Annotated in this window: 21 protein-coding genes and 1 CRISPR repeat array; of the genes, 16 read left to right on the forward strand and 5 right to left on the reverse strand. The window is 71.1% G+C overall.

All coding sequences use genetic code 11. The features are described 5' to 3' along the window. Positions 1–6: 6 nt before the first annotated feature. The 9 genes from ACFW3L_RS16940 to ACFW3L_RS16980 all read left to right on the forward strand — a co-directional run bounded on the left by ACFW3L_RS16940 (position 7) and on the right by ACFW3L_RS16980 (position 8,166). Complete coding sequence (locus ACFW3L_RS16940; protein ID WP_378741347.1) at positions 7–948, forward strand: prepilin peptidase; 942 nt, start codon at positions 7–9, stop codon at positions 946–948. A gap of 45 nt (positions 949–993) precedes the next feature. Beyond that, on the forward strand, positions 994–2,175 hold the full coding sequence (gene aroC / locus ACFW3L_RS16945; RefSeq protein ID WP_378741349.1) for a chorismate synthase: 1,182 nt from the start codon (positions 994–996) through the stop codon (positions 2,173–2,175). A gap of 449 nt (positions 2,176–2,624) precedes the next feature. Then, positions 2,625–3,128 (forward strand): shikimate kinase, encoded by a 504-nt coding sequence (locus ACFW3L_RS16950; RefSeq protein ID WP_378741584.1) that lies wholly within the window; start codon positions 2,625–2,627, stop codon positions 3,126–3,128. Beyond that, complete coding sequence (aroB, locus tag ACFW3L_RS16955) at positions 3,125–4,207, forward strand: 3-dehydroquinate synthase (RefSeq protein WP_378741351.1); 1,083 nt, start codon at positions 3,125–3,127, stop codon at positions 4,205–4,207. Before ACFW3L_RS16950 ends, aroB begins: the two co-directional genes overlap by 4 nt. Positions 4,208–4,367: 160 nt before the next feature. Beyond that, on the forward strand, positions 4,368–4,931 hold the full coding sequence (gene efp, locus ACFW3L_RS16960) for an elongation factor P (protein ID WP_378741354.1): 564 nt from the start codon (positions 4,368–4,370) through the stop codon (positions 4,929–4,931). Then, positions 4,931–5,344: a transcription antitermination factor NusB gene (gene nusB, locus ACFW3L_RS16965; protein WP_378741357.1), complete on the forward strand. Its 414-nt coding sequence runs from the start codon at positions 4,931–4,933 to the stop codon at positions 5,342–5,344. The genes efp and nusB overlap by 1 nt, the downstream gene beginning before the upstream one ends. 42 nt (positions 5,345–5,386) lie before the next feature. Then, on the forward strand, positions 5,387–6,169 hold the full coding sequence (locus tag ACFW3L_RS16970; RefSeq protein WP_378741360.1) for a methyltransferase domain-containing protein: 783 nt from the start codon (positions 5,387–5,389) through the stop codon (positions 6,167–6,169). A gap of 41 nt (positions 6,170–6,210) precedes the next feature. Beyond that, entirely contained in the window at positions 6,211–7,497 is a 1,287-nt protein-coding gene (gene dinB, locus ACFW3L_RS16975) for a DNA polymerase IV (RefSeq protein WP_378741363.1), read from the forward strand. A 243-nt stretch (positions 7,498–7,740) separates the two neighbouring features. Next, positions 7,741–8,166, forward strand: a complete 426-nt coding sequence (locus ACFW3L_RS16980) for a DUF3040 domain-containing protein (protein WP_378741365.1) — start codon at positions 7,741–7,743, stop codon at positions 8,164–8,166. Positions 8,167–8,358: 192 nt separating this feature from the next. On the opposite strand, the gene ACFW3L_RS16985 is transcribed toward ACFW3L_RS16980, so the two are convergent. The 3 genes from ACFW3L_RS16985 to ACFW3L_RS16995 are packed head-to-tail and all read right to left on the reverse strand — an operon-like array spanning position 8,359 to position 13,013. Continuing rightward, positions 8,359–10,716 (reverse strand): transglutaminaseTgpA domain-containing protein, encoded by a 2,358-nt coding sequence (locus ACFW3L_RS16985; protein WP_378741586.1) that lies wholly within the window; start codon positions 10,714–10,716, stop codon positions 8,359–8,361. 17 nt (positions 10,717–10,733) lie between these two features. Further along, positions 10,734–11,987, reverse strand: coding sequence for a DUF58 domain-containing protein (locus ACFW3L_RS16990; RefSeq protein ID WP_378741367.1), 1,254 nt, complete (start codon positions 11,985–11,987; stop codon positions 10,734–10,736). A 33-nt stretch (positions 11,988–12,020) separates the two neighbouring features. Further along, complete coding sequence (locus ACFW3L_RS16995) at positions 12,021–13,013, reverse strand: AAA family ATPase (RefSeq protein WP_378741369.1); 993 nt, start codon at positions 13,011–13,013, stop codon at positions 12,021–12,023. A 309-nt stretch (positions 13,014–13,322) separates the two neighbouring features. Here ACFW3L_RS16995 and mraZ point away from each other — a divergent pair, with 309 nt between their 5' ends. From mraZ to ACFW3L_RS17015, 4 genes are all read left to right on the forward strand, one after another. Then, complete coding sequence (mraZ, locus tag ACFW3L_RS17000; protein ID WP_378741371.1) at positions 13,323–13,754, forward strand: division/cell wall cluster transcriptional repressor MraZ; 432 nt, start codon at positions 13,323–13,325, stop codon at positions 13,752–13,754. A 273-nt stretch (positions 13,755–14,027) separates the two neighbouring features. Then, positions 14,028–15,089: a 16S rRNA (cytosine(1402)-N(4))-methyltransferase RsmH gene (gene rsmH / locus ACFW3L_RS17005; RefSeq protein ID WP_378741588.1), complete on the forward strand. Its 1,062-nt coding sequence runs from the start codon at positions 14,028–14,030 to the stop codon at positions 15,087–15,089. Between the two features lie 11 nt (positions 15,090–15,100). Beyond that, positions 15,101–15,571, forward strand: a complete 471-nt coding sequence (locus tag ACFW3L_RS17010; RefSeq protein ID WP_378741373.1) for a hypothetical protein — start codon at positions 15,101–15,103, stop codon at positions 15,569–15,571. Then, positions 15,568–17,544 carry a peptidoglycan D,D-transpeptidase FtsI family protein gene (locus ACFW3L_RS17015; protein ID WP_378741375.1) on the forward strand — a complete coding sequence of 659 codons (1,977 nt, stop codon included), beginning with the start codon at positions 15,568–15,570 and terminating at the stop codon, positions 17,542–17,544. The genes ACFW3L_RS17010 and ACFW3L_RS17015 overlap by 4 nt, the downstream gene beginning before the upstream one ends. A gap of 39 nt (positions 17,545–17,583) precedes the next feature. After that, positions 17,584–17,919: a CRISPR direct-repeat array (repeat unit 25 nt; unit sequence CCATCCCCGCGTGCGCGGGGAGCAG). Positions 17,920–18,286: 367 nt separating this feature from the next. Here ACFW3L_RS17015 and ACFW3L_RS17020 read toward each other — a convergent pair. Both ACFW3L_RS17020 and mmuM read right to left on the reverse strand, forming a co-directional pair. After that, positions 18,287–19,618 (reverse strand): HNH endonuclease, encoded by a 1,332-nt coding sequence (locus ACFW3L_RS17020; RefSeq protein ID WP_378741377.1) that lies wholly within the window; start codon positions 19,616–19,618, stop codon positions 18,287–18,289. A 130-nt stretch (positions 19,619–19,748) separates the two neighbouring features. After that, positions 19,749–20,660: a homocysteine S-methyltransferase gene (gene mmuM, locus ACFW3L_RS17025; RefSeq protein ID WP_378741379.1), complete on the reverse strand. Its 912-nt coding sequence runs from the start codon at positions 20,658–20,660 to the stop codon at positions 19,749–19,751. Between the two features lie 96 nt (positions 20,661–20,756). Here mmuM and ACFW3L_RS17030 point away from each other — a divergent pair, with 96 nt between their 5' ends. The 3 genes from ACFW3L_RS17030 (at position 20,757) to mraY (ending at position 25,328) form a co-directional block, all read left to right on the forward strand. Beyond that, positions 20,757–22,421: a UDP-N-acetylmuramoyl-L-alanyl-D-glutamate--2,6-diaminopimelate ligase gene (locus ACFW3L_RS17030; protein WP_378741381.1), complete on the forward strand. Its 1,665-nt coding sequence runs from the start codon at positions 20,757–20,759 to the stop codon at positions 22,419–22,421. Positions 22,422–22,809: 388 nt separating this feature from the next. After that, positions 22,810–24,258, forward strand: coding sequence for a UDP-N-acetylmuramoyl-tripeptide--D-alanyl-D-alanine ligase (gene murF / locus ACFW3L_RS17035; RefSeq protein WP_378741383.1), 1,449 nt, complete (start codon positions 22,810–22,812; stop codon positions 24,256–24,258). Further along, positions 24,255–25,328 carry a phospho-N-acetylmuramoyl-pentapeptide-transferase gene (mraY, locus tag ACFW3L_RS17040; RefSeq protein ID WP_017544493.1) on the forward strand — a complete coding sequence of 358 codons (1,074 nt, stop codon included), beginning with the start codon at positions 24,255–24,257 and terminating at the stop codon, positions 25,326–25,328. The genes murF and mraY overlap by 4 nt, the downstream gene beginning before the upstream one ends. Positions 25,329–25,330: the final 2 nt, after the last annotated feature.

Genomic DNA, 25,330 nt, shown 5'->3' on the forward strand with positions numbered 1-25,330 from the left:
CCGAACATGCCCACCCCCCTGGCGCTCACGTCGTCCCCGCTCCCGTGGGCGGTCCTCGCGGCCGCCGTGCTCCTGGCCCTCGGCGTCGCGCTGGGCCGCGTCGGCGGCAGAGTGGTCCACCTCTTCGGTCCCGGGCTGGCCGCTCACCAGGACGTTGTCACAGGTGGAGTCGGTGAACGGGCAGGCACGCCCGACACACCGGCGACCGCCGCCACCGCCACGGTCCCCGACCCCGAGGAGGAACACGACGGGCCGCCACCGCCCCGCTGCCCGCACTGCCTGACCCGGCTCCGCTTCGCCCGGGGCCTGCCCGTCGTCGCCTCCCGTGAGTTCCGGAGAAGCGGCACCTGCCCCCACTGCTCGGAACGGGTCCGCCCCGACCCCGCGGTCGTCGGCACCACGGCGCTGCTCTTCGCGCTGGTCGGCGCCCTCACCCCCACCCACCTCACCGACTGGTCACCCTTCGGGCTCCTCGCCGTGCTCTGGCTGGTCGCTCTCGGCGTCCCGCTCTCCGCCGTCGACCTGCGCGTCATGCGCCTGCCCGACGCCCTCGTCGCCCCCGCCTACCCCGTCGCCGCGCTCCTCCTGGCCGCGGCGGTCCTCCTCCCACCCTTCGGCCCCGACCTCGAACGCGGCACCGGGGCCCTGGTCGGCATGGCGCTCATCACGGTCCTCTACTGGCTGCTGTGGCGGATCAGGCCAGGCGGGCTCGGCTTCGGGGACGTCAAGCTCTCCGGCCTCACCGGCCTCTACGCGGGCTGGGCCGCCGGACCGGTGGGCGCCCTGGTCGCCGCCTTCTGGGCCTTCGCGGCCTTCTCCCTGCTGGGAGTGGCCCTGCTCCTCCTGCGCCGGATCACCCGGGCCGAACCGCTCCCGCTCGGCCCGTTCATGCTCGCCGCCACCCTCGCCACCGTCCTGGCCGGTCACCCCCTGCTCCCGCAACCCTGAGCCCGGTGACCACGCCTCCCCCCGATCCGTGGGAGGATCGTGGACATGTTGCGTTGGCTGACCGCGGGGGAGTCCCACGGACCTGCACTCGTCGCGATCCTGGAGGGCCTTCCGGCCGGTGTGTCCGTCACCTCTGACGACATCGCCGCCGCGCTGCTCCGACGTCGCGCCGGGTACGGTCGGGGCGCCCGGATGAAGTTCGAGAAGGACCAGGTCTCCGTCATCGGGGGGATCCGGCACGGCCTCACCCAGGGTGGGCCGGTCGCGATCGAGGTCGGAAACACCGAGTGGCCCAAGTGGGAGAAGGTGATGTCGCCCGACCCGGTTCCCGCCGAGGAACTGGACGGCGTGGCGCGCAACGCGCCGCTCACCCGCCCCCGCCCCGGGCACGCCGACCTCGTGGGCATGCAGAAGTACGGGCACGAGGAGTCCCGCCCGATCCTGGAGCGCGCCAGCGCCCGCGAGACCGCGGCCCGGGTCGCGGTCGGTGAGGTCGCCCGGCAGTTCTGCCGCCAGGCGCTCGGGATCGAGATCCTCAGCCACGTGGTCTCCATGGGCCCGGTCGCCGTCCCCGAGGGCGCCGCCGAGCCGCGCCCCGAGGACCTCGCCGCGATCGACGAGGACCCGCTGCGCTGCTTCGACCCCGAGACCAGCGCCCGCATGGTCGAGGAGGTCGACGACACCAAGAAGTCCGGGGACACCCTGGGCGGCGTCGTCGAGGTCCTCGCCTACGGCCTGCCGCCCGGTCTGGGCAGCCACGTGCACTGGGACCGCCGCCTGGACTCCCGTCTGGCCGGGGCCCTCATGGGCATCCAGGCCATCAAGGGCGTGGAGGTCGGTGACGGCTTCCGCACCGCCGCCCGACGCGGATCCGAGGCCCACGACGAGATCGAGCCCGGCCCCGACGGCGTCCGCCGCCGCACGAACCGGGCCGGCGGGGTCGAGGGCGGCATGTCCACCGGCGACCCCCTGCGGGTCCGTGCCGCGATGAAGCCCATCGCCACGGTGCCCCGGGCGCTGGACACCATCGACACCGAGACCGGCGAGCCCACCAAGGCCCACCACCAGCGCAGCGACGTCACCGCCGTCCCCGCCGCCGGTGTGGTGGCCGAGGCCATGGTCGCCCTGGTCATCGCCGAGGCCGCCATCGAGAAGTTCGGCGGCGACTCGGTCCCCGAGACCGCCCGCAACCTCCGCGGCTACCTGGACTCGCTGACGATCCGCTAGCACCGCCTACTGGTCCGCGCTTCCCGGAGCGCGGACCAGTGTGCTTTCACGCCTGTTCCCGCGCCGGGTCCTCCAAGGGGCTCTGGGTGAGCCCCTCCCACGTGTGAGGAGGGCCGCGCTGGTTCGTTCGTCCACTCGGACGCTTCGCGGGTCCCGCCCACAGGGGCGTGCCTGACCGGTCGGCCCCTCTCGGGCTACCCAGTGGTGGGCCCCGCGCACGCGGGGAGGGCCCCCGTCCCTCGGCGACGGAGTGCCTCGTGTCCAGCTGCTCCCCGCCCACGTGGGATGGCCCCCGCGACAACCGGTAGCGTTGGACGCGCAGAGCCTGCTCCCCGCGCACGCGGGGCTGGGCCGCCGTCAGGCGCGGCTCTGAGCAGGCGGTCAGAACGTTCCCCGTGAGTACGGGGATGACCCCCAGAGGTAGGCAGAGCGTGGCAAGAGCGATCGCGGTGCTCATCGGTTCGCCCGGTTCGGGCAAGTCCACCGTCGGTGAGGCCCTGGCCCGCCGGTTGGACACGGACCTGTTGTGCACCGACACCGAGATCGAGAAGCGTGCGGGCAAGCCCATCAGCGACATCTTCGTCCAGGACGGCGAGGAGCACTTCCGCGCCCTGGAACGCGAGGTCGTCGCCGAGGGCCTGCGCTCCTGGGAGGGGGTCATCGCCGTCGGCGGTGGCGCCGTCCTGAACGAGGACACCCGCGAGGACCTCGCCGACCACCACGTGGTCTACCTCCAGGTGGAGTTCGGTGAGGCGGCCAAGCGCGTCGGCATGGACGTCGCCCGCCCGCTGCTGTCCGGAAACCCCCGCACCCAGCTGCGCAAACTCCTCAACGAGCGGCTCCCGGTCTACGAGAGCCTGGCCTCGGTGACCGTGCCCACCACCGAGTACCACCCCGAGGAGATCGTGGACGCGATCGTCGACTCCCTTCCCACCGGAAAGGCCGCCCAGTGACCGTGACCCGGATCGGTGTGGGGGAGCCCACCGGACGCTACGACGTGGTGGTCGGCAGCGGTGTCCTCTCCGAACTGCCCTCCCTGGTCGGCGGTGCCGCTCAGGTGGCCGTCATCCACCCCGAGGGCCTGGGCGAGATCGCCCGCCCCGTGGTGGGGGTCCTGGAGGAGGCCGGGTACACCGTCCGGCCCATGCCCGTACCCGACGGCGAGGCAGCCAAGACCGCCGCGGTCGCCACCGGTCTGTGGTCGCGGCTGGGCTCGTTCAACTTCACCCGCACCGACGCCGTGGTGGGCGTGGGCGGCGGGGCCGCCACCGACCTCGCCGGGTTCGTCGCGGCCACCTGGCTGCGCGGCGTGCGTTCGGTCCTGGTGCCCACCACCCTGCTGGGCATGGTGGACGCCGCCGTGGGCGGCAAGACCGGCATCAACACCCCGGAGGGCAAGAACCTCGTGGGCGCCTTCCACCCTCCGGCCGGGGTGCTGTGCGACCTCGCCACCCTGCCGAGCCTGCCCCGCGCCGACTACGTCGGCGGGCTGGCCGAGATCATCAAGGCCGGGTTCATCGACGACCCCGTCATCCTCGACCTGGTCGAGGACGACCCCGAGGGCGCCGCACTCCCGGAGGGCGCGCACACGCGCGAACTCATCGAGCGCGCCATCCGCGTCAAGGCCGACGTCGTCTCGGGCGACCTCAAGGAGAGCGGCCGCCGCGAGATCCTCAACTACGGCCACACCCTCGCGCACGCCGTCGAACGCGCCGAGAACTACACCTTCCGGCACGGCTACGCGGTCTCCATCGGCATGGTCTTCGTCGCCGAACTCGCGCGCCTCGACGGGCGGATCGACGAGGACCTGGTGCGCCGTCACCGTTCCGTGCTCACCTCGGTGGGGCTGCCCGTCAGCTACGCCGCCGAGGCCTGGCCGGAGCTGCGCGCCACCATGGCCGTGGACAAGAAGGCCCGTGGATCCACACTGCGGTTCGTGGTCCTGGACGGTCTGGCCAGGACCGCGATCCTGAGCGGGCCCGCCCCCGAGCTGCTGGACGAGGCCTACCAGGCGGTCGTGAACGGTTCCTGAGTCCTCGGGAGCCACTAGACTGACCGAAGGCGAGGAGTGCCCGGGTGCCGGTCGGCACAGCCACCGGCGGCCACGGGAACCACGCCTCGCCCCACTGACCACCGACCGGACCAGCGAGTCCGGTCTCCGACGTGTCACACCCCTGGGAGAGACGACCGAAGTGGCCACGACGAACGACATCAAGAACGGCACGACCCTGCGGCTCGACGGCGGCGTCCTCTGGAACGTCCTGGAGTTCCAGCACGTCAAGCCGGGCAAGGGCGGCGCGTTCGTCCGCACCAAGCTCAAGAACGTCCTCACGGGCAAGATCGTCGACAAGACCTTCAACGCCGGCTCCAAGATCGAGTTCGCCAGCGTCGACCGCCGTGACATGGAGTACCTGTACCACGACGGTGACTCCTTCATCTTCATGGACACCCAGACCTACGACCAGATCCCGGTCGGCGACGCCGTGGTCGGTGACGCCAAGGGCTTCCTCCTGGAGAACACCAAGGTCACGGTGGCCACCAACGAGGGCAACCCGCTCTACATCGAGATGCCCGCCGCCGTCGAGCTCGAGATCTCCGAGACCGACCCGGGCGTCCAGGGCGACCGCTCCACCGGCGGCACCAAGCCCGCCAAGGTCCAGACCGGCGCCACCATCCAGGTGCCCCTGTTCGTCACCACCGGCGAGCGCGTCAAGGTCGACACCCGCACGGGCGACTACCTCGGGCGTGTCAACTGATGAGTGGTGCACGGCGCAAGGCCCGTCGGCGCGCGGTGGAGGTCCTCTACGAGGCCGAGGTGCGCTCCACCTCCGTGGAAGACGTCATCAAGCGTCGCCGGGCCCAGCCCGAACCGCCGATCAACGAGTTCACCGAACTGCTGGCCCGCTCCGTCGACGAGCGGCGTGAGCGCATCGACGCGCTCCTCGACGAGTACGCCATCGGATGGACCCTGGAGCGCATGCCGGTCGTCGACCGCAACATCCTCCGGATGGGCGCCTACGAACTCCTGTGGGCCGAGGACATCCCCGACGGCGTGGCGATCGCCGAGGCCGTCGGCGTCGCCAAGGAGCTGTCCACCGACGAGTCGCCCAACTTCATCAGCGGACTTCTGTCTAGGCTGATGGAGAACAAGTCGACGCTCTCGCTCTGAGACCTCGCCGAGGCCGGGCACTAGCTGATTGAGGGAACGCAGGTGACTGACAGGAGCGGCACGCCCGCGACCGGTTTCGGTACGGGGACCGGCCCCGCGCGGGCGGCCAACGCGGCCCGGACCGCCGTGGTGTGGGACGCCCTCTCGCGGCTGCTGGACCGACTCTTCGACGGTGAACCCCTGGAGATCGTCGACGCGGGCGGGGGAACCGGCGGCGCCGCCGTCCCGCTCGCGGAGCTCGGTCACCGCGTGACCGTCGTCGAGCCCAGCCCCGACTCCCTGGCGGCCCTGGAGCGCCGCGCCGCCGAGAGCGGTGTCATGGTGCGCGGCGTCCAGGGGGAGACCCAGGACCTGGCCTCGCTCTTCCCGGCCGCCAGCGCCGACCTCGTGTTGGTGCACAACGTGCTGGAGTACGTCGACGACCCCGCCGCCGCGCTGGCCGACGTCGCCGGGGTGACCCGCCCCGGCGGCGCGGTCAGCCTGCTGGTCACCAACGCCGTGGCGGGGGCCCTGCACCGGGTCCTGGCCGGGCACATCACCGAGGCCCGCCACCTGCTGGAGGACCCCGACGGCCGCTGGGGCGGAGCCGATCCCATGCCCCGCCGCTTCACCCGACAGCAGCTCCTCGACCTGATCGGCCACTCCGGCCTGACCGGGGAGAGCGTGCGCGGGGTGCGCGTGTTCGCGGACATCCTGCCCGGACAGGCGTGGGAGGGCGACGCCCAGGCCGGACAGCACCTCGTGGAGCTGGAGCGGGCCGCCGCCGACCACCCGGAGCTGATCGGCGTCGCCACGCAGCTGCACGCCGTCGCCCTGAAGCCCTAGGGCCGGGGCCGGTCGCTGCGGACAGGGCATAACCTGGCCTTATGAGCCGACGTCAACTGGAGCGCGGTGCCGCTCTGCGGGGTGTGGTCACCCCCGAGGGGATCACCCCCCTGCGGTCGGACTTCCCCTTGGACGGCTCCGGTCCGGACGACGACTGCAACATCCTGCACCTGGACATGGACGCGTTCTTCGCGAGTGTGGAGCAGCTGCGCCACCCCGAGGCCCGGGGGCGTCCGGTGATCGTGGGTGGCACCGGCCCGCGCAGCGTGGTCTCCTCCGCCGACTACATCGCCCGCCGCCACGGCGTGCACTCGGCGATGCCGATGGCCCAGGCGATGCGGCTGTGCCCGGAGGCCCTGGTCTACCCGCCGGACGGTGCCGCCTACCGGCAGGCCTCCGAGGCGGTCATGGACATCCTGGGCTCGGTGACGCCCCTGGTGCAGCCGTTGTCGTTGGACGAGGCCTTCCTGGACGTCTCCGGTGCCCGCCGTCGACTCGGCGGTCCCGTGCGCATCGCCGCGATGATCCGCGAACGCGTCCGCCGCGAGCAGCGGCTCACCTGTTCGGTCGGGGTGGCCGCCACCCGGTTCGTGGCCAAGCTCGGTTCCACCCACTGCAAGCCCGACGGCCTGCTGCTGGTGCCCACGCGGGAGGTGCACGGCTTCCTTGACCCCCTGCCGATCGGTGCCCTGCCCGGGGTGGGGGACAAGACCGAGCGCACACTCGTCCGGCTGGGGCTGCGCACGGTGGGCGCCCTGTCCCGGGCCGACCCCGACCTGCTGCGCATGGAACTCGGGGAGAAGGCCGGTGCCCGCCTGACCGCGCTGTCCCGGGGCGAGGACCCCAGCGCGGTCGTCCCCGACACCCCGGACAAGAGCGTCGGCGCGGAGGAGACCTTCGCCGAGGACGTGGACGACCCGGGCCTGATCGACCGAGAGCTGCTGCGGCTCTCGGAGAAGGTGGCGCACCGTCTGCGCGTCTCGGGACAGGTGGGGCGCACGGTGAGCGTGAAACTGCGCCGGGCCGACTTCTCCACGATCACCAGGGCGCGGACCCTCTCCGAGAGCACGGACGTGGCCCGGGAGATCAGCGCGGTGGCGCGCGCGCTCTACGCGGCGTCGGGCCTGAAGGGCACACCGCTGCGGCTGGTGGGGGTCCGTCTGGAGGGTGTGGCCCCGGTGGAACAGGCGCACCACCAACTCGCCTTGGGAGAGGAGGACTCTGGTTGGCGGGACGTTGAACGGGTTATGGACAGGGTGAAGGCCCGTTTCGGTCCAGGCGCGATACAGTCGGCAGTATTGGCCAAGCGTGACGAAAACGACGTATGATGCGGCAACTTCCGGGGGCCTCTGAGCGTTCTCAGAGTACAACCGGAGTAAGGGTTAGAAGAGAGGCATGGAAGCCGGTGTTTCCGATACAGGGCGAGGGTATCGTGGCCGTAGTGGGTCAGGTACACACGCAGCTTTTCTTTCCACTAGGCGCTAGTGCACCGTATTCTGGGCATACCACTGACCAAGAGACTGTTCATCAGTACCCGTCACCCCAACCGGGGACTGCCGTAGGGAGGCGCCGTGCCGCTCTCTGAACACGAGCAGCGCATGCTCGACCAGATCGAGCAGGCGCTGTATGCCGAGGACCCGAAGTTCGCGAACACTGTTCGGCAGACGAACCCCGGAGTCCATTACAAGCGCTGGATCATCAAGGCCGTCATCGGCTTCGTACTCGGTATGGGGTTGCTCCTCCTGGGGCTGCTGCTGAGTAGCCCGGACTCGTCTCTGGCGGTTCCGGTCACCATCAGCGTCCTCGGGTTCATCTTCATGCTGGCCTCCTTCCTGCTGGGCGCCAACGCCTGGCGCAAGGCCGCCGGGGGCGGCGCGGAGGCGATGCTGGCCGAGGCTGAGACGGAGACCAAACACAAGCGCAGGGGCGCCAAGCGTCCCGGGATGATGAACCGCTTCGAGGAGCGGTGGCGCCGTCGCCAGGAGGGCGAGGAGTAACAGCTCGCTCGGGACGGACACCGGTCCTCCCAGGTGACGGATGCCCAGAACGCTCGCCCGTTCGCAACGGTGGGGCCCACACACGCCAGTCGTGTGTGGGCCCCACTGCTTTCCGTGCCTGCTCATGCGGGGGCGGGAGCCCCGCCCCCGCCCCGCCCCCGCCCCGGCCCCGCGCCGCCCGGACCGGGTGGGTCAGGCGGTGGCGGGGACGGCCTCAGCCGCGGTCCGGGGGCGGTGCCACGGGGCGAGCGACCGCGGTAGCAGGAGGGCCCGCCAACGGTCGCCACGTGTGGCGGTGCCGTGCGCCCCCGACCGGGCCGTGGCCAGGTCGGCGGCGATCCGCGCGCCGTCGGTGTGTTGGACGTCCCCGGGGTCCGGTGCGTAGCGCGCGGCCTCCTCCGCCAGGGCCAGCCGCCACACGGCGGCGTGCGCCTCGGAGGGCAGCGACGTCCCGTCCGGGCGGACGGTGCCCAGGCGGGCGGCGGTCGCCCGGGGACTCTCGGTGAGTGTCCACTCCACCCCCAGGTCCAGACAGGTGTCCCGCAGTTCCCGCCAGGCCGTGTGCGCGGCGGCGACCCCACCCGACGCCACCGCGGCCCGCCGCGACCAGCGGATCACGGATCGGACCAGGGCGGGAGCGGCCAGCAGCAGGAGCCCGCCGAGCAGACCCGCCGCCACCGGCCACCACGGGGCCGCGCCGGATCCCGCTCCGTCCTCCGAAGCGCTCGCACCGGAGTCGCCGGACTCCTCCTCGTCCTCCTCCGGGGTCGGACTCGCGGCCTCGGAGGGACTGGCGGAGGGGTCGTCCTCGGGGGACTGGCTGGGCTCGGGGGAGTCCGAGGGGCTGGGGGCGGGGTCGGGCGTGCCCTCCGGCACCCCGTCGCCCCCGGCGTACTCGGGGACCGACGCCGTGCCCTGCCCCTGCGAGGAGGCGGGAGTCGGCTCGAAACGCACCCATCCCGAACCCTCGAAGTACAGCTCGGGCCAGGCGTGCGCGTCACCGACCGACACCGACCACTGGCCGTCGCCGCGCTGCTGTCCGGCCGTGTAGCCGACCGCGACCCGCGCCGGGATGTCCGCCTGGCGGGCCATGACCGCCATCGCCCCCGCGAACTGCTCGCAGTAGCCGACCCGGTCATCGAGAAGGAAGTGGGAGAGCGGGTCGGCGCCGTTCGGGACGGCGGGCGGGCTGAGGTCGTAGGTGAAGTCGCCGCCGGTGAAGAAGTCCTGGAGCGCGAGGGCACGACCGTAGGCGGAGTCCGCGTCCGCGGTCAGGGAGTCGGTGAGCTCCTGGACGCGTCCGTCGAGGTCGCTCGGGAGGTCGAGGAGGTCGCTGGACAGGCCGGTCGGTTGCCCGGCGTCGGCCAGATCGCGGGCCTCGGGGTTGTTCTCGGCGGACTCCACGGTGAAGCCGAACCCGCTCGGCGGAGTGTCGGTGCTGAAGACCATCAGGGTGTCGGGGTCCACGTACCAGTCACCGGTCACGTCCACCGAGCGTGCAGGGTAGGGGAGGGGCAGGAACTCCGTGCCCGGTGCGTCGGAGGCCATCGTCACCTCCGTGGTGACCGAGGCTGCGGAATCGCGGCTCCAGCCGGGGGGCAGCGGGAGCGGATTCCCCAGAGCGGAGTCACGGCCGGTGTGGACCGGCGACATCGTCCAGTTCTCGCCGCCGAACTCGTCCAGGACGTAGGTGCGCAGGTAGTCGGGGGCCTCGGCGTCACTGCGGTAGGTGAGCACCGTGCGGTCGGAGGAGGCGGCCAGGTCGCGGCGGAGCGAGACCAGCGGGTGGGTGGTGGTCACGCTGCCGCTGGCACCGAACTCCACGCCGTCCGCCATCGTGTGGACGGCGTCAGTGCGCAGGGACGGCACCATCAACGGCAGGGACAGCGCCACGAGGATCGCCACGGAGGCGGCGACGACCACGGTGCCCAGCTGGGCGGCGCCCGCCGCGAACCGGCTCCCGGGGGTGTGCCCGTCCGGGACCCGGACCCCCCACTCACGCCCGCGGACCCACATGTCCGTGGCCAACAGGGAGACGTAGCCGGCCGCGCAGACGGCGGCCTGGGCCCAGCTGAGCCCGGCGCCGTTCACGGCCAACGGCACCACGATCAGCGCCAGCACCAGCCCGCCGACCATCCCCGGGCAGCGCGCGGTCACGGCGAGGAAGTCCGCCGTCATCATGAACACCAGGAACGTCAGCGCGACGATGAGCTGGAGCCCGGTGGTGGTCGGAATCGGCGGAGTGCTGGTGTTGATGCTGTTGACACCCTGCTCGAACAGCACCCAGGCCCGCTCGACGGTGGCCGAGGTCGGCACGACCCCGAGGAACCCGGTGCCCGGGGTGAGGATCGGGGTGAACAGCAGCGCCGCCACCACCAGCTGGAGGAACGGCACCGGGAACGAGGTGCGGCCGGTCAGACGGTACAGCGCGGACACCAGGGTCACCGCGACCATGAGGACGACGGCCGGCCCCCACCAGCCCTCACCACGAATGAGCCCGCCCAGCAGCGGCAGCGCCGCCAGCATGGAGACCAGGGCGGCCAGGGGCATCAGTGTGTTGGTCAGTCTCAACGGGAACCCTCCCAGGAACCACGGGCGCCGGTCGGGGCCAGGGGCGACCCACCGGTGACGGCCCGCCGCCACAACGGAGGGAGCTCGGCGGCCTCGGCGACCTCGACCACCCTCCACCCGTTGGCGGTGAGCAGTTCGGCGGTGCGCCGTGTGTGTTCGGTGTCGGTCCACGCCGCCCGCGTGCACAGGACGGCCACGTGCAACCCGGACCCGCGCACCCGGGACAGGGCCGAGGCGTCCTCGGGCGACACCGCGCCCAGGACCGCCACCACCAGGCTCGACGAGGAACCCCGCGCGCCCTGCAGCGTGCTGATCCCGCCGTACAGGCCGTCCGCCTCGGAGGCCTCCACGGTGGCCAGACCGTCCAGCACACCGGAGGTGTGGGCGGTGTGCAGCTGGCCCCGTTCGGTGTGCAGACGAAGTTCGTGCCCGCTGTCCAGCAGGTTCACCGCCACGGAGGCGGCCACGCTGACCGCCGTCTCCAGCGAGTTCCAGACGCCCTCACCCGCGTGCGCGGCGAACCTGGTGTCCAGGAGGAGGGTGCTGTGCTCACGCCAGTGCTGTTCGTCCCGGCGCACCATGAGCTCGCCGTGCTTGGCAGTGGAACGCCAGTGCACCCGCCGCATCTCGTCGCCGTAGCGGTACTCGCGGGGGATGGGGTCCTGTTCCCCGGCGCCGGACACCGAACGGCGCGGGGAGTTCTCCCCCTGGGAGCCGTCGGAGGCACTGAGCGTGGAGAGCGGCACCACCGGCGGGGTCACCAGCAGGGGGGTGGGCGCGCCGACCTGACGGGTCACCCGGACACAGCCCAGCGGATCCACCACGCTCACCCGCAGCGGGCCGACCGGATACCGGCCACGGACCGCCGGACGCACCAGGTAGGTGACGTCGCGGACCGCTCGCGCGGGCAGGAACCCCACCGTGTAGCGGGGTTCGTACCCCAGCCGGACCGGCAGGGTGTCCTCGACCCGCACCCAGATCACCGGCCATGTGGTGGAGGAGTTCCCGATCCGCACCAGGACCCGGGTGTCGGTACCGGCGGGGATACGGTTCGGTTGCAGCGCTCGGCTCTGCGCCACCCGACCGGTCGCGCCCAGGATCGTCAGCGCCGAGATCGGGGGCGCCAGGAGCAGGAAGAAACCCACCCCCGCGAGCTCCCGCTGGCCGATGACGAACCCGCACACGAGCAGGACGACACCGGAGAACAACATCAGACCACCGCGTGCGGTGAGGGTACGTTGCGGGCGCATGGTCCGTCTCTTGTGGTTCCGAGGGGCGGAGGGTCAGCGGGGGCCGGGCACGGGCAGCCGGGAGACCAGCTTGGCGACGATCTGCTCGGCGCTGAGCCGCTCCATCTGCGCCTCGGGTCCGGGCAGCAGCCGGTGGGCGAGGACCGGGACGGCCAGGGCCTGCACGTCGTCGGGAACCACGTAGTGGCGGCCCTCCAGGGCGGCGTGCGCCCGCGCGGCGCGGACCAGGTGCAGGGTGGCGCGGGGCGAGGCACCCAGCTTGAGCTCGGGCGCGGTCCGGGTGGAGTTCACCAGGTCCACGACGTAGCGGCGCATGCCCGGAGCCATGTGCACGTTGTGGACACGGTCCACCAGGGAGCGGATCTCCGCCGCGTTGGTGACCGGGGCCAGCTGGTCCAGCGGCGAACCGGCACTGTGGCTGTCGATCATGTCCAGCTCGGCCTGCGGGGAGGGGTAGCCCACCGAGACCCGGGCCATGAAACGGTCCCGCTGCGCCTCGGGAAGCGCGTAGGTGCCCTCCATATCGGCCGGGTTCTGCGTGGCCACGACCATGAACGGCCGCTCCAGGGCACGGGTCTGGCCGTCCACGCTGACCTGGCGCTCCTCCATGCACTCAAGGAGCGCCGACTGTGTCTTGGGGGAGGCGCGGTTGATCTCGTCGCCCAGGACGATGTTGGCGAAGACCGGGCCCGGGTTGAACTCGAACTCGTTCCGGTCCTGGTGGTAGACGCTCACTCCGGTGATGTCGCTCGGGAGCAGGTCCGGGGTGAACTGGACGCGCTGCACCGAGCAGTCCACGGCTCGGCCCAGGGCCTTGGCCATCATCGTCTTGCCCACACCGGGGACGTCCTCGACGAGAAGGTGGCCCTCCGCGAGCAGGACGGTCAGCGCGATGCGCAGCACGTCGGGCTTGCCCTCGATGACCGTCTCGATCGCGTCGCGGACGCGTCCGGCGACGGCGACAACGGCACCGACGTCCCCTCGGACATCGCCCCCGTGACCGTCATGCTGTGTGCCGAGTGACACGAGAACCCTCTCGCTCGGTGTGCCTGCGTGTTTCGCTCCGAGGCTAGGCCCAATCACATCCCTTGCAAACCAAAATGCCGGAATCGGTCGTCGAACGGCCTCCCGGGGGACGGCGGAGAGGCGCGACGCACGCGGACGTCACCGTGCCCCACTCGGCCACCACTCCCAACCCATCTGTTTGACCTGCGCATTTGTCGATTCTTCAGCGTCTGAATACGGATTGAAGCTGTTGACGGTGGGGAAGAGTGGAGTAAGGTGGAGCACCGTGGAGAGGGTGAATTCTCCGCATAGGGGTGAGGGGGTGAGTGCGTGTTCCTCGGCACCCACACACCTCGCCTCGACCAGAAGGGACGGCTGTTCCTTCCCGCGAAGTACCGCGACGAACTGTCGGGGGGTCTGGTGATCACGAAGGGCCAGGAGCGCTGTCTCTACGTCTTTCCGACGGACGAGTTCCGCCGCGTCACCGACGCCCTGCGCTCCGCACCGGTCACCGCCAAGGCGGTCCGCGACTACAGCCGCGTCCTCTTCGCCAGCGCGTCGGACGAGTCCTGCGACAAGCAGGGCAGGGTCACGATCCCGTCGAAGCTGCGCGTCTACGCGGGCCTGGACCGCGAGTGCGTCGTCATCGGGGCCAACACACGCCTGGAGATCTGGGACGCCGCCGCGTGGTCGGAGTACGAGACCGTGCAGGAGCAGGCGTTCTCGCAACTCTCAGAGGAGGTGCTGCCCGGGGTGCTGTGACGGCGGGGCGGGCGCTGGAACGCCCCGAACCACCAGCACGCAGTCCATGCAACGCCGGGACCGGGGGCGGTCTCCGGAGACGGTCACACGAGCTGGCGCGACTTCCCCGGCGCCAGGTCGTGAGCGTTCGTCCGCTGAAAGGTGGACAATAGCGGCCGTGTCCGGAGGCCCTCCGGTTACTTCGGAGGGGCCACGCGAAGGACACCGTGAGGCGCACCCGGTGCGCCGCACGGACCAGGGGGAGATCGCGACAGCGTGGAGGAACAGCAGCGCATGGGGGACAACCGGCAGCACGAGCGGCCCGACAGGGACGGCTCGGCGGACCAAGGGGCCACACAGGACGACATCGCCGCCCGCGTCCGGGCGGCGAGAGCGGGAATCGACCCGTCGCACGTACCGGTCATGCTCGACCGGATCGTGGAACTGCTCGCACCGGCGCTCAGCAGGCCCGGGGCGGTGTTCGTCGACGGCACCCTCGGACTGGGCGGCCACTCCGAGGCCCTGCTCAAGGCCTGCCCCACCATGCGACTCGTCGGTGTGGACCGGGACACCACCGCCCTGGAGCGCAGCGCCAAGCGCCTCGCACCCTACGCGGACCGGACCCACTTCGTCCACGCCGTCTACTCCGAGATCCCGCGCGCGCTCGACGAGGCGGGCGCGGAGCACGCCGACGCGGTCCTGCTCGACCTCGGCGTCTCCTCACCGCAGCTGGACGAGACCGAACGCGGGTTCGCCTACGCCCACGACGCGCCCCTCGACATGCGCATGGACGGTACCCAGGCACTCACCGCCGCCGAGGTCGTCAACGACTACCCCGTCGCCGAGCTCACCCGTGTCCTGCGCACCTATGGTGAGGAGCGCTTCGCCTCCCGCGTCGCCAGGGCGATCGAACGCCGCCGTGCCCAGGGCCGTATCGACTCCACCCGGGAACTGGCCGAACTGGTGCGCGAGGCCATCCCCGCCGCCACCCGCCGTACCGGCGGTCACCCCGCCAAGCGCACCTTCCAGGGCCTGCGCATCGAGGTCAACGCCGAGCTCTCCATCCTCAAGGAGACCCTCCCCGCCGCGATCTCCCGCCTGGACGTCGGCGGCCGCATCGCGGTGCTGTCCTACCACTCGCTGGAGGACCGGATGACCAAGAAGGCCCTCGCCGCCCTGGCCACCGACACCACACCCGCCGACCTTCCGGTCCCCCTCCCGGACCGCCAACCGGAACTCCGGCTCCTCACCAGGGGCTCGGAACTCCCCACGGACGAAGAGAACGAACGCAACCCGCGCGCACAGTCGGCACGCCTCCGGGCGGCCGAACGCGTGCGCTGGCCGTCGCGGCAGTAGGGAGACCAGAGATGGGCACGAAGACGGACACACGCCGCACCACCACCAAGGGGCGCGCGACGACCACGAGGCGCACCGGGGCCACCAAGCGCCCCACGGCGCCCAAACGTCCAGCGCGTCCTGCGGCGACCACACGCACCACCCGCCCAGACGGTTCCGGCCCCGCGCCGAAGATCCCCTTCGTCCTGCTCATCCTGTGCCTGCTCGGCGGCGCACTGGTGGCGCTGCTGGTACTGCGCAGCGTCGTCGCCCAGGAGGCGTACACCATCACCAGTCTCCAGTCGGAGAACCGGGAGATGTCCTACGTGGAACAGGAGCTGGAGAAGTCGGTGGCCCACCTGGAGACCTCCGAGCGGATCGCCAACGACGCCGAGGAGATGGGGATGGAGCAGGGGGACGCTCCGCTCTTCCTGGACCTCGACAGCGGCCAGATCAGCGGTGACAACGGTACGGACACCGGGAACGCTGGGAGCGGAGAGTGAGCAACCCCCGGGACCGCCGCCCCCGTGACCCCCGAGGACCCGGAGCGGCGGGACGCTCCGGGTCCCGGCCCAGCAAGCGTCCCCAGCGGGAACCCCGGCGCCCCGCCAGCGGGGCCCGCGCGAGCTCCGGATCGAACCGGGGAGGGTCCGCGCGCGAGGTGAGAAGGGGCGGCGAGCGGCCACGGCGCAGGAGCCCGGCCCCGCCGCCCCCGCCGCCGCTCCTGCGGCGCACCTTCCGGCCGGGTGATCCGAACAAGCGGATCAGGATCGGCGGAGCGATCATCGTCGTGATCCTCATGCTGTTCGCCGGGAGGCTCACCCAGATCCAGGGGGTGGACGCCGAGCGCTACGCCGAGGCCGCCGCCAACCTGAGACTCCAGACCATCGACATCCCCACCCTGCGCGGACAGATCACCGACGCCGAGGGGAACCCCTTCGCCCTGTCCGCGGAGGTCCGCACCGTCTTCGTCGACCCCGAAGAGGTCAAGGAGGAGGAGCGCGACCAGCTCGTGGACGAACTGGTCACCCGCTTCGACCTGGAGCAGGAGGAGGTCGAGGCCAAGGTCGACGCCGCTCCCAGCCGCTACCAGGTGGTGGCCAACAAGGTGTCGCCGGGCGACTGGCAGGACATGCGCGACCTCGGCCTGTCCGGGGTGGGCGCCGAGGTGGACTACGAACGCGTCTACCCGGAGGAGACCGGCGCCGCCGACCTGGTCGGTTTCACCGGTTCGGAGGGGCACGGCCTTGAGGGGCTGGAAGGCTACCTGGACTCCACGCTGGCCGGTGAGGCCGGCAAACGCCAGGTCGAGGTGGGCAACGACGGGACGCAGATTCCCATGGCGGGCGGTCTGGTGCGTGAGCCCGAGCCCGGTCAGGACGTGCGCCTGACCCTGGACCGCGACCTCCAGTGGTTCGTCCAGCAGGCGCTGGCGGAACGCGTGGAGGAGTTGGACGCCGAGGGCGGAAGCGCCATCGTCACCAACACCGACCAGGAGATCCTCGCGATGGCGGACTACCCGTCCTACTCGCAGAACGACATCGCCGCCACCGGGCCGGAGGAGTGGTCCAACGGAGCCGTGGCGGAGACCTTCGAGCCGGGCAGTACCAACAAGGTGATCACGGTCGCCGCCGCGCTCGAAGAGGAACTGACCACACCGGAGACCGTCTACACCGTCCCGTACACCCTCCAGTACTACGACCAGACCTTCCGCAACTCCACCAACAACGGCACCCAACGGCTGACCGTCAACGGCATCATGGCGCAGTCCAGCAACGTGGGCACCATCAAGATCGCGGACCAGGTCAAGGCCGGGGTGCTGCACTCCTACATGAAGGACTTCGGCCTGGGACAGCCGACCGGCCTGGCCCTGCCGGGAGAGGAGTCGGGGGTGCTCACCGAGCCCGACGACTGGTGGGGGACGCAGCTACCGTCGGTGTCCATCGGACACGGCCTGTCGGTGAACGCCGCCCAGATGGCCTCGGTCTACGCGACCATCGCCAACGACGGGGTACGGGTGGAGCCCCGGCTCATCGCCGGGACCGTCGACACGGACGGGGAGTTCACCCCTTCCGAGGAGCCCGAGAAGACCAGGGTGGTCAGCAAGGAGACCGCCGACAAGCTCGCTCTGATGCTCGAAGCCGTCACGGGCGACGAGGGCACCGCGCCCCAGGCCCGCATCGACGGCTATCGGGTCGCGGGCAAGACGGGTACCGCCAACCGGATCAACCCGGAGACCGGCGGCTACGACGGCGGCGGCTACACGGCGACCTTCGCGGGCTTCGCCCCCGCCGACAACCCCGAGCTCGTCGTCCAGGTGGTCCTGCACAACCCGAAGGAGACCTACTACGGAGGCGAGGCCGCAGGACCGGTGTTCAACGACATCATGTCCTTCGCCCTCAAGACCATGAAGGTCCCACCGACGGACACCGAGCCCCCGGCTATCCGCCTCTTTGAGGAAGAAGAGGACCGCTGACCCAGAGGCGGGAGCCGCCACTCAGGGGCTCCCGCCGCCCCGGCTCCGGCGGCGCGGGGCGCAGCCGAGGGCGTTTCCGTCCGCCGCGCCATGACCGGGTCCATCCCCGCGTGCGCGGGGAGCAGAAGGGTGGTCTTGGTCTCGCCCATCGTGGCTCCGGTGGGGGACCATCCCCGCGTGCGCGGGGAGCAGTGGCGGACACCTTCCCTCCGTTGAGCCAGGCGGGGACCATCCCCGCGTGCGCGGGGAGCAGTTCCACCCGCCGTGCTCGATCGGCACGTCTACGGGACCATCCCCGCGTGCGCGGGGAGCAGGGGGCTGCGCCACAAGGGCGTAGGCCCCGACCGGGACCATCCCCGCGTGCGCGGGGAGCAGACTCTTTCACCTGGCAACTTACCGGCGGCAAGTGCCAGTATTTCCAACTGTCGAGAAACAGACAAATCCGGCACCACTCGTCACTGTCGCTGTCCCAGATGAGCCCACGACCACGGCGATGTGGATCCTTCTCGCCCGTGCGGAACGGGCTTCGTGTCGCGGCTGATCAAGCGTTCCACCGGAACTGCGGCGGCGAGGGTGAGCTGTGGGCCGGGGTAAACGGCCTTCGCCGGATGGATGGGGGTGGAGGCCGACCCGGCTCCGGTCGCGGGGGTGAGGGCCTTCGCGGCGGTGGGGGTCATGGGTCGGCCTCCTTCCGGGGGTGGCGGGTGGGGTGTGTGGGCCTGCGGGGAGAGGGAGTTGCCGCTCATTCGCGGGGCGGAGGTGGTTCCGGCTTCGGGGGCGGGTCCGGGCGCCGGTGGGCGGGGCGGCCCTTCCAGGTGGCGCGGTGAGGGTTGTTCTCGCGGCGCCATTTGAGGCGGTTGTGGGTGGAGCACAGGGGCTGGATGTTCTCGGCGCTGGTGCGGCCGCCCCGGGAGTAACTGGTGACGTGGTCGGCCTCGGTGCCGCTGATGGGGACGTCGCAGCCCTGGGGCCAGGCGCAGGTGGTGCGGCCGTGGTGGGCGACGGTGCGGATCTGCTCGGGGGCGTTGCGCATCCCTCGCCCCACGTCCAGGGGCTTGCCGGTGGCGGGGTCGGTGATCACCCGGCGGAGCACGCTGCCCGGGGACAGGGCGCGGACAGCTTCCATGGCCAGGAGCATCCCGTCCTGCGTGGCCGCACCATCACCGTCACCTTCGGGCACGGTGGCGCGCTGACCGGTGTAGACGTCCAAGGGCACGGTCAGGTTGATCATCGCGAGGGGGCCGGGGGGTTTGGTGCAGTTCTGGTGGCCCAGCGCGGACCTGATCAGTTTCATGAAGGCGTCGTAGGAGCGTTCTGCCTTCGACTGCCTCGGGCTGGTGGGGTTGAGGGGCTTGGTGAACGCGGCCACCGCCTTCTCCAGGAGCTCGGCGTCCACCTCGGGGCCGGAAGCCTGGAGGTAGAAGGAACCCTCGAAGCTACGCAGCACGTCCAGGCGACGGTTGCGGTGGGCCCTCCTGTGCTCGTCCTCCACCAGGGTGGGGTGGAGTTGAACGGAGATACGTCGGCCGAGCCGGGCGAGTTGGGCGGCGGAGAGGGCGGGGTTGTCGGCCTTCACGGCCATCATCCCGGAATCCATCAACTGCCGGAAGGCGTCCGGGTCGGGGAACTCGGTCTCGTCCCGGGTTTTCGTCGCGGCCTCGACCGCCTTGGCGGTGGCGGTGGCTTCTCCGAGGGAAAGCAGTCCCGAGTCGAGGGCTTGGCGTGTTTCGGGAAGCCTTTCATGAAACAGTGAATCGGCCAGGCACGCGAGGGACCGGGCTTCTGCCGGACTCGTTCCGAGTGCTTGGGTGATCCACCCGGCCAGAGTGCGCTGACCCCCCACTTCCAGGAGATTTCCGGTGGAGTGGATGTGCGCCAGCCGCAGAAGGATGTGCAGTTTGGCCTGATCCATGTCGTGCCACACCTGGCAGATGTCGTCCAACACCTCGGCCACGGCACCGGCTGAGGGTGTGGCCTCGAAGGTGTGGGTGACCTGTTCCCTCGCGTCGCGCATGGCGGCGACGGCGGGGGAGTGTCCCGTTGTCGCCGTGTCACGCGTGGAGGAGAAGGTCATGCCTCCACTGTAGGGGTGAATGGCGGAAAAGAGAATGAGAGTCGAGAATGAATTCGACCTGGAACGCCAGGTTTCTTGGTTGTCAAAAAGGTCCTGTGGATAACTCCGGTAATGGCCGAGGCTCTGCTATTTAATGCCCTGGACCTGAACCCTCTTGGTCCGGAAGGGCGTCCACGAGGGTTCGGAGGGCGCGGACGTGTTCGGGGCCGGTGCGGCAGCAGCCCCCGATGAGCACCGCGCCGTCGGTGATCCACTGGGCGGCGGCGTGGCCGAAGTCCCGCGGGTCGGTGGTGCCGGCCCACCTCTGGGTATCGGCGTCCCAGCGTTCGCCGGAGTTCGGGTACGCGACGGTGGGCAGGCCGGTGCCGGCGACCTCGCGAAGCAGGCCGGGCACGTCGCTGGGCGGCACGCAGTTCACGCCCACGGCCAGCAGCTGGTCGCGGAGCGGAGCGAGCTCGGCCGCGACCTGGCGGAGGGGAGTGCCGTCGCTGATGTGCTCGGCATCGGCACAGGAGAAGCTGAACCACGCGCGGACGTGGGGGGTCTCCTCCAGGAGGCGGGCGAGGGCTCGGGCCTCCAGGAGGGAGGGCAGCGTCTCGCAGGCCATGAGGTCGGCACCGCTGTCCGTGAGGATCCGCCAGCGTTCGCGGTGCCAGTGGTGGAGCTGGTCCTCGGTGAGGCCGTAGGCGCCCGTGTACTCGGAGCCGTCCGCGAGTGAGGCGCCGTAGGGGCCCACACTGGCGGCCACGAGGCCGCCGCCGAAGGCGTCACGTTCGGTGCGGGCGAGTTCCGCGGAGCGGGAGAGAAAGCTCTGGGCCTCGGCGCGGGAGTGGCCGCGTTCGGTGAGGGCGGTGACGCTGGCCTGGTAGCTGGCGGTGATCGCGACGTCGGCGCCCGCCTGGAAGTACTCGCGGTGGACCCGGGAGACGAGTTCCGGTTCCTCGACGAGGAGACGGGCGGACCACAGGCCTCCGCTGAGGTCGCGTCCGTGCGCCTCCAGGCTGGTGGCCAGGCCTCCGTCGAGTACGAGTGGGCGTGTCATGGCGGCACCTCCTTCGGGTGAAGTATCGCCCGCGGGCAGCGTGGAAATTACCGAGAGGTCCCCCGCAGCCGTTAACCTCCACACGTGCCACCGGTAATGCGACCTGAACACGCCAAACTCCGTCCACTGTCCGCCCTCGCAGCGCTGCTCGGGCCGGACGCCACACTCCTGCGCCCGGATCTCGGCGCGGACCGTCCAGCGGACATGCCCGATCGGGAGATCCATGTCCGCGGTATCACCCATGACTCCCGCAAGGTGCGACAGGGTGACCTGTACGCCGCCCTGCCGGGGACCCGCGCGCACGGCGCCGACTTCTCCAAGCAGGCGGCCCAGGCCGAGGCCGCGGCGATCCTGACCGACGCCGCTGGCGCCGACCGGGCCGTCGAGTCCGGCCTGCCCGTGCTCGTCGTGCCGGACGCGCGCGCGGCGCTGGGCAAGGTCGCGGCCTGGGTCCACGACGACCCCGCCGAGGACCTGCTCCTGGTCGGTACCACGGGGACCAGTGGCAAGACCACGGTCACCTACCTGATCGAGTCCGGCATGCGCCAGGCCGGGATGAGCACGGGCCTGGTCGGCACCGTGGAGATGCGTGTGGGCGACGAGCGCGTCGCCTCCTCGCTGACCACGCCGGAGGCCACGGACCTGCACGGTCTGTTCGCGGTCATGCGCGAACACGGGACGACGGCCGCCGCCATGGAGGTCTCCAGCCACGCCCTGGCCCTGGGCCGCGTGGGCGGGACCCGCTACGACGTGGCGATCTTCACGAACCTGTCCCAGGACCACCTGGACTTCCACTCGGACCTGCGCGACTACTTCGACACCAAGGCGCGCCTGTTCTCGCCCGAGTACTGCGACATCGCCGTGGTCAACGCCGACGACCGGTTCGGCCGCGCGCTGGTGGACATGGTGCAGGGGCGCGGCGCGGTCCCGGTGACCACCTTCGCGGTGGAGGGCGCCTCGGACGCGGGCCCGGAGAACGCCATGGCGGCGGACTGGACCGCGGTGGACGTCGTCCTCGGCGCCACCGGCAGCACCTTCCGCATCGTGGGTCCCGGCGGTATGGAGGCGCGTGCCTCGGTGGCGCTGCCCGGCCCGTTCAACGTCTCCAACGCCATGGCGGCCGTGGTGGGCCTGGTCGAGGCGGGCATCCCGATGGAGACGGCGATCGCCGGTGTGGCCGCCGCTCCCGGAGTGCCGGGCCGCATGGAGCCGGTCGAGGTGCGCGGCGCGTCGGGGTCGCAGGACTTCGCGGCCCTGGTGGACTACTCGCACAAGCCCGGCGCGATCGAGGCCGTGCTCAGCGCCCTGAGGGAGACCACCGACGGGCAGGTCACCATGGTGGTCGGCTGCGGCGGCGACCGGGACCGCGCCAAGCGTCCGCTCATGGGCGAGGCCGCCGCGCGCCTGGCCGACCAGCTGATCATCACCAACGACAACCCGCGCACCGAGGACCCGGTCTCCATCGCCTCCGCGATGCTGGACGGGGTCGCCAAGGTCCCCGAGGAGCAGCGGGCCCGCGTGACGGTGGAGTTCGACCGAGCCGAGGCGATCGGCCTGGGCGTGCACCGGACCGGCCCCGGCGACGTGGTGGTGGTCGCGGGCAAGGGCCACGAGACCGGTCAGTACGTCAAGGGCGAGGTCCTGCCCTTCGACGACCGCGAGGTCCTGCGGGGCGCCATCGAGGACGCCCTGCGCACCCGGGCGAGCGAGCGGCTGGGCAACGCCCTCCAGAACGTCCACCGGGTGCCTGACGAGGGCTGACCCACGACACACCCGAGGTGCGCCGAAACTTGGTGCCGTCCTCTTTCCGGGACGCGGTCCCAGACCGCGTCCCGGTGGTGTGCCCCTCCGTGACGTGCACGAATCACACGCGCGGTGCGTGTCGACGGTCACGAAGTGGAGCATATTGCTCTGGACAGGGCCCTGCCGGGACCCCAGACACCCCAACATGTTCTAAGGTAGGTCCGGCAATCGCAGCCCGACACGTGCCGCCCACCCAGGCGCCCGCGGCCCGGTACCAGCCGGAGTTCGTGGCCCGGCGCGGCACCGCGCGCACGGTATCCGCGGTGCCATCCCCTGACCCGATCCCGAGGCCGGGTGGCCAATGCCCCTGGGGCGCCGTGGGCCGGGCCTGACATGAGGAGTGGATTTGATCGCGCTCACGCTCGATCGGATCGCTGAGATCACCCAAACCGCCATCGGCGGATCAGCGCGCCCCGACGCCGTCGTCGACGGCCCCGTCGTCATCGACTCTCGACAGGTGGCGCCAGGAGCGCTCTTCGTCGCCCTGAGCGGTGAACGGGTCGACGGTCACGACTTCGCCGCGACCGCCGTGGCGGCCGGAGCCGTCGCGGTCCTGGCCTCGCGCCCGGTCGACGCCCCCCACCTGCTGGTGGACGGCGGCGACGACGAGGTCGTGGCGGCCCTGGCCCGACTCGCCCGGCACGTGGCCACCGAACTCAGCGACCCCGCGCGCGGAACGGCCACCACGGAGGTCGTGGGGGTCACCGGCTCCTCCGGGAAGACCACCACCAAGGACCTCATCGCCCAGGTCGTCGGAGAACTGGGCCCCACCGTCGCCCCCGCGGGCTCGTTCAACAACGAGATCGGCCACCCGCTCACGGTGCTCCGCGCGGACACCGGCACCAAGAACCTGGTGCTGGAGGTCGCCGCACGGGGGATCGGGCACATCGCCCACCTGTGCCGCGTCGCCCCGCCCCGGATCGGTGTCGTCCTCAACGTCGGCAGCGCCCACATGGGCGAGTTCGGCGGCCGTGACGCCATCGCCAAGGCCAAGGGCGAACTCGTGGAGTCCCTGCCGCCCGGCGGCGAACGGCGCGGAGTGGGCGGCGTGGCCGTCCTCAACGCCGACGACCCGCTGGTGCGCGCCATGCACTCCCGCACCGAGGCCCGCGTGGTGTTCTACGGCACCGCCGAGGACGCCCAGGTGCGCGCCACGGACATCACCATCGGTACCGACGGCGCCCCGTCCTTCACCCTGAACCTGCGCGGTCGTACCGCCCCGGTCCAGCTGGGACTGGTCGGCGCCCACCAGGTCAGCAACGCGCTGGCCGCCGCGGCCGTCGCCGACGACCTCGGGATGGACATCGAAGACATCGCCGCCGCCCTCGGCGCGGCGACCCCGGTCAGCCGCTGGCGCATGGAGGTCACCGAACACCACGGTGTCACCCTCGTCAACGACGCCTACAACGCCAACCCCGAGTCGATGCGGGCGGCACTGACCACCCTGGGCGCGCTCGCGCGGGACCGCCGGTCCATCGCGGTGCTCGCGCACATGGCCGAGCTCGGTGACGACGGCGGGGCCGAGCACGAGAACGTGGGTGAGCTGGCCGCCGAGACCGGCGTGGCCCACCTGGTCGTGGTCGGAGCGGCGGCCGAGGGGATCGCAGTCGGCGCCGAACGCGCCGCCCAGCAGGGGCGGTGGCGCGGTGAGAGCATCCGGGTTCCCGACGCGGAGGCGGCAGCCGACGCGGTGCGCGAACGGATGCGCACAGGAGACGTTGTCATTGTGAAGGGATCGCGCGTGGCTGCGCTCGAAAGGGTCATCGACCTCATCACCAAGGGTGATGTCCAGTGATCGGCATCACCATAGCGGCGGGGCTCTCGCTGATCATCTCCATGGTGCTGATGCCGCCGCTCATCAAGCTCCTGTACCGGTTCAAGTTCGGCCAGGAGGTCCGCGACGACGGACCCGAGGGCCACAAGACCAAACAGGGCACGCCCACCATGGGCGGCATCGTGATCATCCTCGGCGCGGTGGTGGGCTACTTCGGCTCCCACCTGCTGCTCTGGGCGATCCAACCGGCCGCCTCCGGGCCCACGGCCTCCGGTCTCCTGGTGATGTTCCTGTTCGTCGGCATGGGCTGTGTCGGCTTCCTGGACGACTTCATCAAGATCTACAAGCGCCGCAGCCTCGGTCTGCGCAGCGGCGCGAAGATGGTCGGCCAGGCCGTCATCGGTGTCGGCTTCGCCTACGGCGTCACCCAGTTCCCGAACGGCTACGGCTACACCCCCGCCGCCCCCCAGCTGTCGTTCCTCCGCGACTTCGGACCGCCGCTGATGATCGGCGTGTTCGTGATCTGGGCGCTGTTCCTCATCGTGGGCTTCTCCAACGCGGTGAACCTCACCGACGGTCTGGACGGTCTGGCCACCGGCGCGACCATCCTGTCGCTGGCCGCCTACGTCATCATCGGCAACTGGCAGCTGCGCCAGTCCTGCGTGGAGGCGCTCACCTCCAGCTGCTACACGGTCCGCGACCCCCTGGACCTGGCCGTGGTGGCCTCCGCCGTGCTCGGCTCGTGCATCGGCTTCCTGTGGTTCAACGCCCCGCCCGCCAAGATCTTCATGGGCGACACCGGTTCGCTGGCCCTGGGCGGACTCATCGTGGGTCTGGCCATCACCACCCGCACGCAGCTCCTGCTGCTGCTCATCGGTGGCCTGTTCGTCATCATCACCATGTCCGTGATGATCCAGATCACCTCGTTCCGCCTCACCGGCAAACGGGTGTTCCGCATGGCGCCGCTCCAGCACCACTTCGAACTCAAGGGTTGGGCGGAGACCACCATCGTCATCCGGTTCTGGATCATCCAGGGCCTGTTCATGGCGATCGCCATCGGGCTCTTCTACCTGGAATGGATGCCAAGCTAGAG

This window comes from Nocardiopsis sp. NPDC058789, assembly GCF_042745575.1.
GTDB lineage: Bacteria > Actinomycetota > Actinomycetes > Streptosporangiales > Streptosporangiaceae > Nocardiopsis > Nocardiopsis eucommiae.

Excerpts from the sequence above, each read along its gene's own strand:
- ACFW3L_RS16940 (WP_378741347.1), top strand. The coding sequence starts at position 7 with ATGCCCACCCCCCTGGCGCTCACGTCGTCCCCGCTCCCGTGGGCGGTC.
- aroC (WP_378741349.1), top strand. The coding sequence starts at position 994 with ATGTTGCGTTGGCTGACCGCGGGGGAGTCCCACGGACCTGCACTCGTC.
- nusB (WP_378741357.1), top strand. The coding sequence starts at position 4,931 with ATGAGTGGTGCACGGCGCAAGGCCCGTCGGCGCGCGGTGGAGGTCCTC.
- dinB (WP_378741363.1), top strand. The coding sequence starts at position 6,211 with ATGAGCCGACGTCAACTGGAGCGCGGTGCCGCTCTGCGGGGTGTGGTC.
- ACFW3L_RS16985 (WP_378741586.1), bottom strand. The coding sequence starts at position 10,716 with ATGCCCCTGGCCGCCCTGGTCTCCATGCTGGCGGCGCTGCCGCTGCTG.
- ACFW3L_RS16990 (WP_378741367.1), bottom strand. The coding sequence starts at position 11,987 with ATGCGCCCGCAACGTACCCTCACCGCACGCGGTGGTCTGATGTTGTTC.
- rsmH (WP_378741588.1), top strand. The coding sequence starts at position 14,028 with ATGGGGGACAACCGGCAGCACGAGCGGCCCGACAGGGACGGCTCGGCG.
- ACFW3L_RS17010 (WP_378741373.1), top strand. The coding sequence starts at position 15,101 with ATGGGCACGAAGACGGACACACGCCGCACCACCACCAAGGGGCGCGCG.
- ACFW3L_RS17020 (WP_378741377.1), bottom strand. The coding sequence starts at position 19,618 with ATGACCTTCTCCTCCACGCGTGACACGGCGACAACGGGACACTCCCCC.
- mmuM (WP_378741379.1), bottom strand. The coding sequence starts at position 20,660 with ATGACACGCCCACTCGTACTCGACGGAGGCCTGGCCACCAGCCTGGAG.
- ACFW3L_RS17030 (WP_378741381.1), top strand. The coding sequence starts at position 20,757 with ATGCGACCTGAACACGCCAAACTCCGTCCACTGTCCGCCCTCGCAGCG.